This window comes from Streptomyces sp. NPDC052109 (assembly GCF_040680195.1).
Taxonomy (GTDB): Bacteria; Actinomycetota; Actinomycetes; order Streptomycetales; family Streptomycetaceae; genus Streptomyces.
Genome location: NZ_JBFAWF010000007.1, coordinates 307,355 through 320,261 on the forward strand (window position 1 = coordinate 307,355; position 12,907 = coordinate 320,261).

Here is a 12,907-nt window from a genome sequence, read left to right on the forward strand (position 1 = left end):
CGGTAGCTTTTCCCTGTGGCCGCGGGATGACACCTGCCTACGAATGGCCGAAAGATCCCTCTCCCGGGTGAGGTTCCGGCAATTTCTAGGTAAGTGTCCGGACACGTCCACAACCCCGGGACCCGGATTCCCCTCTATGGGGACATGAGCCTCACCGGGACTCCGTTCCTCTACACGACCATCGTGCTGGCCGTGGTTGCACTGATACTGCCGCTCGCGCTGTGGTCGCGAGTGCGCGGGCCCAAGCCCCTGCGTACCGCCGCCCGCCTGCTGATGCTGCTGTTCGCCCAGGGCACCGCCGTCACGCTGATCTTCGTCCTGGTCAACAACCAGAACAACCTGTACGACAACTGGGCCGACCTGCTCGGCACCGGCAACCACGTCCAGCAGGCCCAGGACCTGGGCAGCGACGGGACCGGCGGCATAGCGGTGAAACGGTTGCCCAAGGTCAAGCAGACCTTCACGGCGGCCGACGGGCCCGGCATGCGCGCGGCCGGCGGCGTACGCGTCACCCAGCTCAAGGGCCGGGTCTCCGGGGTGAACGCGGAGGTCTACGTCTGGCTGCCGCCGCAGTACAACGACCCGGCCTACCGCAACAAGAAGTTCCCGGTGGTGGAGCTGCTGCCGGGCTACCCCGGTTCCGCGAAGGCCTGGTTCGGCTCCATGAAGGCGCACGAGCAGCTGCTGCCGCTGATGAAGAGCGGCCAGGTGGCCCCCTTCATCCTGGTCTCCCCGCGCACCAACCTGCTGGCCGGCGTCGACACCGGCTGCGCCAACATCCCCGGGCAGGTCAACGCCGACACCTGGCTCAGCATCGACGTGCCGAAGATGGTCATGGACAACTTCCGCGCCCAGCCGGCACCGAAGGGCTGGGCCGTGGCCGGGTACTCGGCGGGCGCCCACTGCGCGGTCAAGCTGGCCGTGGCGCACCCGGACCGCTACCGGGCCGCCGTGAGCCTGTCCGGCTACAACGACCCGATCGGCGAGCGCAACTCCCTCGCCGCCCAGAACCCCACCCTGCGCAACGAGAACAACCCCTACCTGCTGCTGAAGAAGCAGGCCGTGCCGCCGCCGATCGCGCTCTACGTCTCCGGTGAGTCCGGCGACGGCTATCAGGCCGGCGTGGCCCTCGAAGCCATCGCCAAGGCGCCCACGACCGTGCACGTGGTGTTCCTGCCGCACAGCGCGGGCGGCCACAACATGGCGCTGTGGCGGCCCCAGGTCGACACGGTCTTCCGCTGGCTGACCCTGCAGATGGGCCAGAACCACGCCAGGGGCCAGGACAGGTCTCTTACCGGAAGCACCGGCTCTCTTACCGGGAGAGCCGCCGGAACCACCGGCACTACTCCTCGGTCACCGTCGACCGGCGGTTCCACGCGCGCGGAGCTCGCCAGTGGAACCGCATCGCGAGCAGGCGCAGCACGAAAGCCGTGACGACGGCGAGCCCGCTGGTGAACGGGGTCAGGGCGTCGTACCGGATGCACAGCACCACCATCGTGGCGCCGACCATCGCTGGGACCGCGTACAGATCGCGGTCCCAGCGCAGCAGTGAGGGCACCTCGTTGGCGAGCACGTCCCGCAGCACACCGCCGCCGACGGCGGTGGCGAGTCCCAGCGTCGCCGACGCGGTCAGGTTGAGGCCGTAGCTGTACGCCTTCGTCGTACCGCTGACGCAGAACAGGCCGAGGCCGGCCGCGTCGAAGACCAGTACCGCCGCCTGGATGCGTTCCACGTGCGGATGCAGGAAGAAGACGACCAGTGCGGCGATGAGCGGGGTCAGGAAGTACCCGAGGTCGGTGAAGGCGGCCGGTGGCACGGCTCCGATGACCAGGTCGCGGAACAGCCCCCCGCCCAGCGCGGTCACCTCGGCGAGGACGGCGATGCCGAAGACGTCGAAGTTCTTCCGGACGGCCAGCAGGGCGCCGGAGATCGCGAACACGAAGATGCCGATGACATCGAGCGTGTGCTGGACGGAGGGACTGAAGATCTGCTGGAGCTGCACCCCTACATTCTCACCTGCCGGAGAGTGCGAACCTTACAAAGCCAGGCTCACAGGGCGGGTTTCCCTGTGGTGAACAGCCAGGTGTCGAAGAGGTCGTCCAGCTGCCGACCGCTGACGCGCTCGGCGAGCCGGATGAAGTCGGCGGTGTCCGCGTTGCCGTAGCGGTGGAGCTTCGTCCAGGCGGGCAGCAGCCTGAAGAAGGCCTTGTCGCCGATCCGCTCCCGGAGCATCTGCAGCGTCATCGCGCCACGGTCGTACACGGCGGAGGCGAACATCGTGTCGCGCTGCGGGTCGGCCACCTTGATCTTCCAGAAGGAGGACGCGGCGGGGATGGAGTTGTAGTCGGCGAGGAAGGAGTCGTGGGCGGAGCGGGGGCCCTGGTGCTCGGCCCACAGCCACTGGGCGTAGGTGGCGAAGCCCTCGTTGAGCCAGATGTCCTTCCACTGGCGCACGCTCACCGAGTCGCCGAACCACTGGTGGGCCAGCTCGTGCACGATGGTCGTCTCGCTGCGCACCGCCGAGTAGGCGGGCTTGCTCTGCACCTCCAGCGAGAACCCGGCCTCGGGCATGTCGTCGACGATCGCACCGGTCTCCTCGAAGGGGTACGGCCCGAAGACCTTCGACCAGTAGTCGGTCGCGGCGGCGGTGACGGCGTACACATCGACCTTGTTGCTGTTCTTCAGCACGGGGTCGACGGCGACGTAGATGGGGGTGCCGCCGGGGGTCCGCCCGCTGCGCACGTCGAACTTCCCGATGGTGGCGGTGGCGAGGTAGGTCGCCATGGGCTTCGACTCGCGCCAGTGGGTGTACGTCGAGCCGCCCTTGTCGTACGTCGACACCAGCCGGCCGTTGGACACGCCGGTCAGGCCCTCCGGCGCCTTGATCCGGATGTCGTAGGTGGCCTTGTCGGCCGGGTGGTCGCTGGACGGGAACCAGGTGGAGGCGGCGTTGGGCTCGCAGGCGACGAAGACCCCGTCGGTGGTCTTCATCCAGCCGTACTTGGAGCCGAACACGATGGGCCCGCTGAGCGGCTGGGGTACGCCACCGTAGGTGACGGTCACCCGGAAGGTGCGGCCCCGGGCGAGGCTGTGGCGCGGGGTGACCACGAGTTCGTCCCCGGTGCGGGTGAACGCGGCGCGTCTGCCGTCGACTTCGACGCCGGTGACCTCCAGCTGCTGGAGGTCCAGGTCGAAGGAGGACAGGTTCTGGGTGGCGCGCGCGGTGAGGGTCGTACGGCCGTCCAGGCGGCCGGTGTCGGGGGCGTACGCGACCTCGAGGTCGTAGTGGAGGGCGTCGAAGCCGCCGTTGCCGAGGTTCGGGAAGTAGGGGTCACCGATGCCGGGCGCCCCGGGGGTGGGGGCGGGCGCGGCGGCGATGACGAGGAAGGAGACCGCCGCGGTCGCGAGGGTCCCCAGACGTGCCGAACGGGAGAGTGCCATCAGTCGTCCCTTTCGAGCGTGTACCGATCAGTGGTCGGACACGGACGACTCTGCGCTCTCCCGTTCAGGCATGTACATGACTTTGCCCAGTTGTCATGTGCTACTTGTCGGTTGACTCCTGGGACTCGGTACCGGAGGTCTCGGAGTCCTCTTCCGCGGACGCCTCGGTGGACGCCTCGGCGGCCTCCTCCGACGACTCGGCCTCCTCCGCCTCGGCTTCCCCGGTGGACGCTTCGGCGGCCGGCTCAGCGGCTTCCTCGGCGGAGGCTTCGGCGGCCGCTTCCGCGGACTCCTCGGCCAGTTCCGCCGCCACCGCCGCCGACGTCTCCGCCGACTCCGCGAGGACCTCGTCGGCGACCAGTTCGGCCGCCTCCTTCGCGGCGGTCAGCAGGACCGTGTCCTGCGGAGCCTGGTCCTCGAAGTTCTCCGGGTGGTGGCAGGCGACCCGCTGACCCGGCTGCAGCTCCAGCAGCACCGGCTCGGTGGTGCGGCAGATCTCCGTCGCCTTCCAGCACCGGGTGTGGAAACGGCAGCCCGAGGGCGGCGAGATCGGCGAGGGCACGTCACCCTTGAGCAGGATGCGCTCGCTCTTCGCGTTCTTCCGCGCCGGGTCCGGGATCGGCACCGCCGACATCAGCGCCTTGGTGTACGGGTGCATCGGCGCCTTGTACAGCGAGTCCCGGTCGGCCAGTTCGACGATCTTGCCGAGATACATCACCGCGATGCGGTCCGAGACGTGCCGGACGACCGAGAGGTCGTGCGCGATGATCACGTACGTCAGGCCGAGTTCCTCCTGGAGGTCGTCCATGAGGTTCACGACCTGCGCCTGGATCGACACGTCCAGCGCGGAGACCGGCTCGTCCGCGACGACCAGCTTCGGCTTCAGGGCGAGCGCCCGGGCGATGCCGATGCGCTGGCGCTGACCGCCGGAGAACTCGTGCGGATAGCGGTTGTAGTGCTCGGGGTTGAGGCCGACCACCGACAGCAGCCGCTGCACTTCCTTCTTGATGCCGCCCTCCGGCTCGACGCCCTGGAGCCGGAAGGGGGCCCCGACGATCGTGCCGATGGTGTGGCGCGGGTTCAGCGACGAGTACGGGTCCTGGAAGATCATCTGCACGTCGCGGCGCATGGGGCGCATGCCGCCCACGCCGAGGTGCGTGATGTCCTTGCCCTCGAACTCGATGGTGCCGGCGGTCGGTTCGAGCAGCCGGGTGATCAGCCGGCCCATCGTCGACTTGCCGCAGCCCGACTCGCCCACGACGCCGAGGGTTTCGCCGGAGCGGACCTCGAAGTCGAGCCCGTCGACCGCGCGCACGGCGCCGACCTGGCGCTGGAACAGGCCCTTCTTGATCGGGAAGTGCTTCTGCAGCCCGGTCACCTTCAGCAGGGTCTCGCCGGGGGCGGCGTCCTTGCTGAGGGTGGCCGTGCCGGAGGCCTTGGTGCCGGTGGACCCGTCCTCGGTGCCGTCGCTCTGGGCAGGGATGCTCACTGCCTTGTCCTCTGCGTTCTCACTCACAGCTTCGGCGCAATCTCTTCGGTCCAGATCCGTTCCCGCTGCTCCTGCGACATGTGGCAGGCGGCCCAGTGCTTGTCGCCGACCTCGGACAGCTCCGGGCGGACCGTGCGGGTCAGATTGTCCTTCGGGACGTCGGCGTACGGGCAGCGCGGGTTGAAGGCGCAGCCGGACGGGATGTTGATCAGCGAGGGCGGGGAGCCCTTGACCGGGATCAGGCGCTCCTGCTGGTCGCGGTCGAGGCGCGGCATCGAACCCAGCAGACCCCAGGTGTAGGGGTGCCGGGGTTCGTAGAACACCTTCTCGGCCGGGCCCCGCTCGACGCAGCGGCCGCCGTACATCACCAGGATGTCGTCGGCCAGTTCGGCGACGACGCCCAGGTCGTGGGTGATGATGATGACCGCGGAGCCGAACTCCTTCTGCAGGTCGCGGATCAGGTCGAGGATCTGGGCCTGGACCGTCACGTCGAGCGCGGTGGTCGGCTCGTCCGCGATCAGCAGCTCGGGGTTGTTCACCAGCGACATGGCGATCATGGCGCGCTGGCGCATACCGCCGGAGAACTCGTGCGGGTAGTTGTCCACCCGCTTGTCCGGCTGCGGGATGCCCACGCGGTCGAGCATCTCGATCGCCCGCTTGCGGGCGGTCTTCTTGTCGACGTCGTGGTGGATCCGGTAGGCCTCCACGATCTGCGCGCCGATCGTGTAGTACGGGTGCAGCGCCGACAGCGGATCCTGGAAGATCATCGCCATCTCGCGGCCGCGCATCTTGCGCACGTGGTCGGGATCGGCGGACAGCAGCTCGGTGCCGTTGAGCCAGATCTCGCCGGATATCTGCGCCTTGCGCTTGCCGTACTGGCCGGCGGTGTGCAGGCCCATGATGCCGAGCGAGGTCACGGACTTGCCGGAGCCCGACTCACCCACGATGCCGAGGGTCTTGCCCTTCTCCAGCTGGAAGCTGAGCCCGTCGACGGACTTCACCAGGCCGTCGTCGGTCGGGAAGTGCACCTTCAGGTCGCGCACTTCCAGGAAGGAGGTCGGTGCGGGCGAGGAGCTCGTGGGCTCGCCCACGGCCGCTCCGCTCTTGCTGAGTTCGGTCATGCGAGCCTCACTCGGGGGTCGATCACGGCGTACAGGATGTCCACCGCGAGGTTGGCGATGAGCACCGCGAGGGAGGTGATGAGGGTCACGCCCAGGATGATGGGCAGGTCCTGGTTCTTGATGGCGGTCAGCACGGCCTGGCCGAGGCCGGGGATGCTGAACGTGGTCTCGGTGAGGATCGCGCCGCCGATGAGGGCGCCGAGGTCCATGCCGAGCATGGTCAGGATCGGGGTCATCGTGGAGCGCATGGCGTGCTTGCCGATGACGACCGGCTCCGTGAGGCCCTTGGCGCGGGCGGTGCGGATGTAGTCCTCACCGAGGATCTCCAGCATGGTGGCCCGGGTGATACGGGCGTACATCGCCGCGTAGAGGAAGGCGAGCGTGATCCAGGGAAGGATCATGCCGCCGAGCCAGCCGGAGAAGCTGTCGGTGATCGAGACGTACTGGCCGTTGATCCAGTTCAGTCCGTAGCTGAAGATCGCCAGCGAGAGCAGACCGGTGAAGTAGATGGGCAGCGAGACACCGCTGAGGGCGACGACCATCGCGCCGCGGTCCCAGAGGCTGCCCCGCTTGAGGGCGGAGAGCACACCCGCGGCGACACCGAAGACGAGCCACAGCACGGCGGCACCGAGCGCCAGTCCCAGGGTCACCGGGAAGCGCGAGGTCAGCACCGGCCAGACGGCCTGCTCGCTGCGGAAGGAGTAGCCGAAGCACGGCGCGGCACAGTGGGTGACATCGCCGCCGGCCGCGTAGGTGCGACCCACGAAGATGCCCTTGAAGAAGTGCCAGACCTGCGAGTAGATCGGGTCGCTCAGGCCCAGCTTCTCGCGCACCGCCGCAACGGCGTGCGGGTCTGCCTGCTTGCCCACGAAGCTCGTGGCGATGTCCACGCCCGCCCACTTGGGGACGAGGAAGAAGATGCTGAAGACCACCAGGATGATGACCACCAGCATCACTGCGGCGGCGAACAGCCGCCTGATGAGGTAAGCGAGCACAGCTAACGGCCCGCCGCGGACCGCGGGCCCATCGGAGGTCGTCCGAGGGGCCCGCGGCTCGCCGCGCCGGCCTTCACCTGCCTTTCGTGCCGTTCGGCGGGTGTGCCGGGTTTACTTCGTGGACTTCAGGCCGAGGTTGACGAAGTCGTAGTAACCGCTGTACGCGTTCGTCGTGTACACGTTGGCCAGACGCGAGGAGCGGATGTTGAGCAGCCGCTCGAAGGTGAAGGGCAGGTAGTACGCGCCCTCCATGACCTTGTGGTCGATCTGGGTGGCGATCTGGGTCTTCTTCGACTCGTCCAGCGTGGTGGTGTACTGGTCGAACAGGCCGTCGATCGCCTTGTCCTTGATCAGGGCGTAGTTGTTGTTACCGCTCTGCAGGATGTAGTGGCTGCTCCACAGCGGGATGCCGTAGCCCTGGACGGTCGGGAAGTCCGGACCCCAGCCCATGATGATGATGCCGAGCTTCTTCTTCGCCACGTTGGAGGGCGAGCCGATGATGCCCGGGCTCTGCGAACCGTCGTACTGGTAGATGTCGGCGTTGATGCCGACCTTCTTCAGCGCGGCCTGCAGGGACTCGGCGGTGGCCACTTCCTGCGACTTGTTGTTGCGGACGGCGATGGTGGTGGAGAAACCGTTCGGCTGACCGCAGGCCTTGAGCTCCTGCTTGGCCAGGTTCACGTTGCCGTTCTTGTTGGCACCGGAGATCTGGTACGGGTCGTACTTCTGGCCCTCGCCACCGGCGACCGACGGCGGGAGCATGTTGGTGCCGATGTCACCACCGGCGATGGGGCCACCGCGGGCGGTCTGCAGGGACACGTGGTCGGCTGCGTAGATCACGGCCTTGCGGCAGTGGATGTTGTCGAACGGCTTGACGCTCTGCGGGAAGACCGCGTAGCGGATGAAGCCGGAGACCGGGTTGTCCAGGTTGCCCTTGTGCTGCTTCAGGGCGATCTGGCGGCCCTGCGGGCCCAGGCCGGTCTGGCTGGCGTCCAGGTCGTAGTCGCCGTTGATCAGGCGCTGGTCGGAGTCGGCCTGGTTGGTCGAGATGTCCAGCGTGATCTTGTCCGGGTAGGCCTTGCGGACCGGGTCCGAGGACGCCTTCCAGTTGGCGTTGCGGACCAGGACGAGGTTCTTGCCCGGGGTGTAGGACTGGAACTTGTACGGGCCCGAGGAGAACGGGTGCAGGCCGTACTTGGACTTGGTGTCCATGTCCTGGCGGACCGGGGAGGCCGTCACCATGGCGAGCACCTGCAGGAAGTCCGAGTTGGCCTGCGGCAGGTGGAAGACGATCGTCTTGGCGTCCGGCGTCGAGATCGCCTTCAGGCCCAGGTGGTCCTTCGAGGTGTCCTTGTAGGGACCCTTGTAGGTGTTCTTCGGGTCCAGCATCTGCTGGAGGTAGACCGGACCGCCGGAGAGGACGTCCTGCGCCCAGGAGCGCTCGATGCCGTACTTGACGTCCTGGGAGGTGATCGGCTTGCCGTCCTCCCAGGTGATGCCGTCGCGCAGGGTGAAGGTGTAGGTCTTGCCGCCGTCCGTGACCTTGCCCATGTCGGTGGCGAGGTCCGGGGTGAGCTGGGCACCCTCGGCACCCGGCGCGGTCTTGTAGGTGAGCAGCTGGCGGCTGTAGTAGCGGGAGAAGTCCCACATGAAGCCGTAGTAGCCGCGCGTGGTGTCCCACGAGTCGGCGTCCTGCGTGCTCACGAACTTCAGCGTGCCGCCCTTCTTGACCTGGTCGGCCTGGGCGACCTTGTTGACGGCCGCGTTGAAGCCGGCCGCGCCGTTCTTCGAGCCGCCGTCGCCATTGCCACCGCCGCACGCCGCCGTGGTCAGCAGCCCGGCGACCACTGCGGCAGCGGCAAGGGCCTGCTTGCGCCGCCCTGAGGTGCGTTGGGTGTTCACGATCTCGGATCCTCCGGATTTGATGAGAGACCCCGTGGCAGAGCTCACGGGACGCTTGGGGTACGGCACTTCGGCCTCAGCGGGAACCCTTCGGGTCGAGCGCGTCCCGCACGCCGTCGCCGAAGAGGTTGAAGGCAAGAACCGTGATGAAGATCGCCACGCCCGGGATCACCATGTACATGGGGTCCGAGTCGTAGTAGTCGATCGCGTTCGAGAGCATCTGCCCCCAGGAGGCGGTGGGCGGCTTGACGCCCACGCCCAGGAAGCTGAGCGCCGCCTCGGTCAGGATGTTCGTGGGGATCATCATCGTCGTGTACACGATGATCGGCGCGACGAGGTTGGGCAGCAGTTCCTTGAAGAGGATGTAGAACCGCCCGGCACCGAGTGAGCGTGCCGCCTCCACGTACTCACGTTCGCGCAGCGAGAGCGTCTGCCCGCGCACCACACGGCCGATGTACGGCCAGCCGAAGAAGCCGATGACGAGGATCATCACGAAGACGCGCACGCCCGTGCCGGTGAGCCCCAGCATCTGGTTCGGCATGACGGAGACCAGGGCGATGATGAACAGCAGCTGCGGGAAGGCGAGAAGACCGTCCATGACCCGGCTGATGAGCGAGTCGACCCAGCCGCCGAAGAAGCCCGCGAGGATACCGAGGATCGTGCCCAGGATGACGGCCACCACGGCCGACAGGAAGCCGACGAGCAGCGAGATCTGGGCGCCGTAGAGGATGCGGGCGAAGATGTCGCGGCCGTTGACCGGTTCGACCCCGAGCAGGTGGTCGCCGCTGATGCCACCCATGGAGCCCGTGGGCGTGCTGAACAGCGGGTCGATCAGATCCTGGTGGTAGACGTCCGGGTCCTGGCCGATGAGGTTCGTGATCACCGGCGCGAGCAGGGCGACCACGATGAGGAGAAGCACGACCACGCCCCCGGTCAGGGCGAGCTTGTCCCGCTTGAGGCGTTCCCAGGCGATCCGTCCGAGGGATCGGCCCTGGACGGCCTTCGCGTCGCCGGCCGCGACCGCCGCTTCCTCGGCCGCACCCGGGGCCGCTTCCGCGGTCGGCTCGTGCAATGGTGCCGTCATTAGGCTGGGACCCCTCTCAACCGGCGGTAGCCGGCCCGCACTTGCCGCTGGTAGCGGCATCAAACAGTCCGTCGTACACAGGGGCGAACCCCTTGAAGGGGGAGTCTTCAACGCTTGCGCGATCAGCCGCCAGCCTTGACGGGGAATGGATGCGCAACCGTGATGCAAGCTGGCGTTTCCTGTTATGCGGACAGGCAGTGCCGGCGACCGGACGCAACCCGGAGGGGTGGACCGCCGCGAGGAGGGTCCTGTATGCCCCGTAAGCCCAGGTCAGTAGCTGCCGTGGACCGGCGGATAGCCGTAGCCCGCGGCCGGGGTCTGCGGCTGGGGGGAGGCCTGGAGCTGGGGCTGGGGTGCCGCGTGGGCCTCGCGGTCGTAGAAGGGCCGGGCGTTGGCCCGCATCCACATCACGACCGGGTCGTAGTCGTCGGCCATCGCGACCGTGGACACCGGCAGGCCCTCCGGGACCGCGCCCACGGACTGCTGCATCATCGCGCGCACCGAGTCGACCGCGGCCGGCGAGGTGTCGTACACGTCCAGGCCGATGGCGAGGTACGGCGCCCCGTGCGCCGGCTGCACCCAGGCGCGGCGCAGGGAGCGCAGCGCCGGGGTGCGGTGGGCGTTCTGCGCCAGCAGGGCGTAGAACTGCGGGATCTCGATGCCGGGCTCGGTCAGCCGGAGGGGTCCGGCGGGCTGGCGGTCCAGGCCCGTGGCGATGCGGCGCAGATCCAGCCAGGGGATGCCGACGCCGCCGCCCGGGGCGTGCGGGTTGAGCCAGAGGCCGAAGTGGTCCGGATAGAGGGTGCGGGCCACGTCGAATCCGTCGACGACCTCGCACGACCGGTTCCAGCCGCTGGCCGACAGCTCCTGGGCGGAGGTGACGCACGGGGCGTACTGGAAGCCGTCGACCTCCATGTTCCCGTACTGGGCGTCCGGGGAGCCGGCCTGGCCGTGCCACAGAAGCATCCAGATCTGGCCGGAGGAGGGGGTGGCGAGGGCGCGCAGCAGGGCCTCGTAGGCGTCGTAGCGGCCGGGGGTGACCTGGCGCAGCATGTGCTCGACGCTGCCGCTGTGGCTCGCGCTCACCTGTCGTGCCCTTCTCTTTTCAGTGCCCCGCGTTCGGGGACAGCTTAAGCGCCCACCGGGGTGCCGCCTTGGGTACGTGCGCGAGTGCGGGTGAGCGGGGGTACTCACGCAGTTCCCCCGCGCCCCTGGGTCGGCTGCCCCCTGCGTCGGCTTCCCGTGGCCGTATTTCTAGTGACCGTACTGATAGAAGGGGCGGACGTTCGCCCTCAGCCATGCGGCCACCGGGTCGTCGGTCACGTCCATGAGGACCAGGTTGACCGGCCACTTGACCGGGACTTTACCGAGGGCTCTGCCCAGGGCCTGCATGGGGAGGGCGCGCAGGTCGCCCTCCCACTGGGAGAGTTCGACGCCGACGAACAGCACCGGGTCGGCCGTCTCGATGGCGGCCAGGCAGCGGCGGGCGGTGAGGACCACGCCGGTCTCGGCGAACTCGGCGGACGCGGCGGAGAGGAAGTCGACCGGGTCGTCCTGCCAGTCGGGCTCGAAGAGGCGGACCCGGCCGCCGGTGTTCGGGCCGTCGAGCGGGGTACGGCCGGCCCGGCACAGCTCGGCCACCGCCTCGGGCGGCAGCGGGATGCCGACCAGCGCGTCGGGGTTCACGGCGACGCCGACCTGCGGGGGCAGCCCGCGGGCGAACTCCACGGCGGGGGCGATGGTGTACGACATGTGGGGGCCGGCCGCCTGGCGCAGCTGCTCCTCGGAGCTGAACACCGGGACGTACGCCTGGCCGTCGATGTCCAGCGTGGGCAGGTCGAGCGCTCCGCTGTCCGGGCCGCCGCCGCTCGGCAGCGGGATCCACAGCAGGCTGCGGCCCAGCACCTCGATGATCCGGCCGGCCGCGGCGGGTATGCCGAGGGAGGCCGAGAGCACCTCCTCCAGTTCGTTGCCCGGCCAGCCGCCGTGCGGCTGGGGGTGCGCCTGTGCCGGGAAGTCCGCGGGAATGTCCGCCGGGAAGTCCATCTGCCTACCGCCTGCTGGGAACAACTGCTGTGACCATGAAGGCTAGCGGGTGGCTGTGACAGTGCCGCGCTCCGTGAACGCGATGCGCCGCAGGGCGTCCGCCGCCGGCCGGTCCAGCAGCACCGCCGAGCCGCAGCCCGCGGGCGGCTCGCCCCGCTCGACCGCGCCGAGCAGCCGGGCGGTCGTACGACGGTGGCGGCGGAAGGCGTGACCGGAGACGCCGCGGCCGCGTTCGCGCTGGCCCTCGCGGGCGGCCTCGGGGCTGACGTCGAGCAGCAGCAGGTGGAGGGTGCCGCCGCGGCGGCGTGCCGCGCGGGCGAGCCAGGCGCGCACCCAGGGCTGGGTGCCGCAGTCGTGCACCACGACGCTCTCGCCGGTGCGCAGGGCGCGGCGCAGGGCGGCGTAGTGGGCGAGGCGGACCAGGGGGCGGTAGAGGGCGTAGGGAAGGAGGCGGGGCAGGCGGGCCGCGAAGCGGTCGCGGGTGTCCTGGGAGTCGATGCGGGCTCCGGCGACCGCGCGGTGCATCAGGGTGGACTTGCCGCTGCCGGGCAGGCCGGTGATCACGACGAGGTCGCGGGCGCCGAAGACCAGGGCGCGCGGGCTGCGGCCGGCGCGGGCGCGCAGATCGCGGACGACCGGGGCCGCGCGCCCGGCGCAGCGCTCGCGCGCCGGGGCGGAGGCCTGCTCGGGCACCGCGATGCCGGTGGTGGCGGTGGCGTACGCCGGGGTGCTCTTCACGGTGATCGTCCTCCCCTGTCGGCTTGGTCATCTCCATGCCCGCACTATGTAAAGGGAAGGTAATGTACGCCGTCGGCGGTTCGGTCCTCGT

11 protein-coding genes are annotated in these 12,907 nt (G+C 69.0%); 1 reads left to right on the top strand and 10 read right to left on the bottom strand.

Going from position 1 to position 12,907, the window contains the following annotated elements:
- Positions 1-144 precede the first annotated feature (144 nt).
- Positions 145-1,434 (top strand): alpha/beta hydrolase-fold protein, encoded by a 1,290-nt coding sequence (locus tag AB0L59_RS17865; RefSeq protein WP_365584203.1) that lies wholly within the window; start codon positions 145-147, stop codon positions 1,432-1,434.
- Here AB0L59_RS17865 and AB0L59_RS17870 read toward each other — a convergent pair.
- From AB0L59_RS17870 to AB0L59_RS17915, 10 genes are all read right to left on the bottom strand, one after another.
- Positions 1,343-2,002 carry a trimeric intracellular cation channel family protein gene (locus AB0L59_RS17870; protein WP_365584206.1) on the bottom strand — a complete coding sequence of 220 codons (660 nt, stop codon included), beginning with the start codon at positions 2,000-2,002 and terminating at the stop codon, positions 1,343-1,345. The two genes, AB0L59_RS17865 and AB0L59_RS17870, sit on opposite strands and share 92 nt — an antisense overlap.
- Positions 2,003-2,049: 47 nt before the next feature.
- Positions 2,050-3,441, bottom strand: a complete 1,392-nt coding sequence (locus tag AB0L59_RS17875; RefSeq protein WP_365584209.1) for a M1 family metallopeptidase — start codon at positions 3,439-3,441, stop codon at positions 2,050-2,052.
- 100 nt (positions 3,442-3,541) lie between these two features.
- Entirely contained in the window at positions 3,542-4,930 is a 1,389-nt protein-coding gene (locus AB0L59_RS17880) for a dipeptide ABC transporter ATP-binding protein (RefSeq protein ID WP_365584212.1), read from the bottom strand.
- Between the two features lie 23 nt (positions 4,931-4,953).
- Positions 4,954-6,051 (bottom strand): ABC transporter ATP-binding protein, encoded by a 1,098-nt coding sequence (locus tag AB0L59_RS17885; protein ID WP_365584214.1) that lies wholly within the window; start codon positions 6,049-6,051, stop codon positions 4,954-4,956.
- Positions 6,048-7,046, bottom strand: coding sequence for an ABC transporter permease (locus AB0L59_RS17890; RefSeq protein ID WP_365584218.1), 999 nt, complete (start codon positions 7,044-7,046; stop codon positions 6,048-6,050). Before AB0L59_RS17890 ends, AB0L59_RS17885 begins: the two co-directional genes overlap by 4 nt.
- Positions 7,047-7,157: 111 nt before the next feature.
- Positions 7,158-8,948 carry an ABC transporter substrate-binding protein gene (locus AB0L59_RS17895; RefSeq protein WP_365584222.1) on the bottom strand — a complete coding sequence of 597 codons (1,791 nt, stop codon included), beginning with the start codon at positions 8,946-8,948 and terminating at the stop codon, positions 7,158-7,160.
- A gap of 76 nt (positions 8,949-9,024) precedes the next feature.
- Entirely contained in the window at positions 9,025-10,032 is a 1,008-nt protein-coding gene (locus AB0L59_RS17900) for an ABC transporter permease (RefSeq protein ID WP_365584225.1), read from the bottom strand.
- Positions 10,033-10,302: 270 nt separating this feature from the next.
- On the bottom strand, positions 10,303-11,118 hold the full coding sequence (locus tag AB0L59_RS17905; RefSeq protein WP_365584228.1) for an enhanced serine sensitivity protein SseB C-terminal domain-containing protein: 816 nt from the start codon (positions 11,116-11,118) through the stop codon (positions 10,303-10,305).
- A 168-nt stretch (positions 11,119-11,286) separates the two neighbouring features.
- Entirely contained in the window at positions 11,287-12,078 is a 792-nt protein-coding gene (locus AB0L59_RS17910) for an enhanced serine sensitivity protein SseB (protein WP_365584232.1), read from the bottom strand.
- A gap of 42 nt (positions 12,079-12,120) precedes the next feature.
- Entirely contained in the window at positions 12,121-12,816 is a 696-nt protein-coding gene (locus AB0L59_RS17915; protein ID WP_365584235.1) for an AAA family ATPase, read from the bottom strand.
- Positions 12,817-12,907 lie beyond the last annotated feature (91 nt).

What these genes read in the sequence shown, in the direction of transcription:
- AB0L59_RS17900 (WP_365584225.1), bottom strand. Translation starts at nt 10,032, where the DNA reads ATGACGGCACCATTGCACGAGCCGACCGCGGAAGCGGCCCCGGGTGCG.
- AB0L59_RS17875 (WP_365584209.1), bottom strand. Translation starts at nt 3,441, where the DNA reads ATGGCACTCTCCCGTTCGGCACGTCTGGGGACCCTCGCGACCGCGGCG.
- AB0L59_RS17910 (WP_365584232.1), bottom strand. Translation starts at nt 12,078, where the DNA reads ATGGACTTCCCGGCGGACATTCCCGCGGACTTCCCGGCACAGGCGCAC.
- AB0L59_RS17885 (WP_365584214.1), bottom strand. Translation starts at nt 6,051, where the DNA reads ATGACCGAACTCAGCAAGAGCGGAGCGGCCGTGGGCGAGCCCACGAGC.
- AB0L59_RS17865 (WP_365584203.1), top strand. Translation starts at nt 145, where the DNA reads ATGAGCCTCACCGGGACTCCGTTCCTCTACACGACCATCGTGCTGGCC.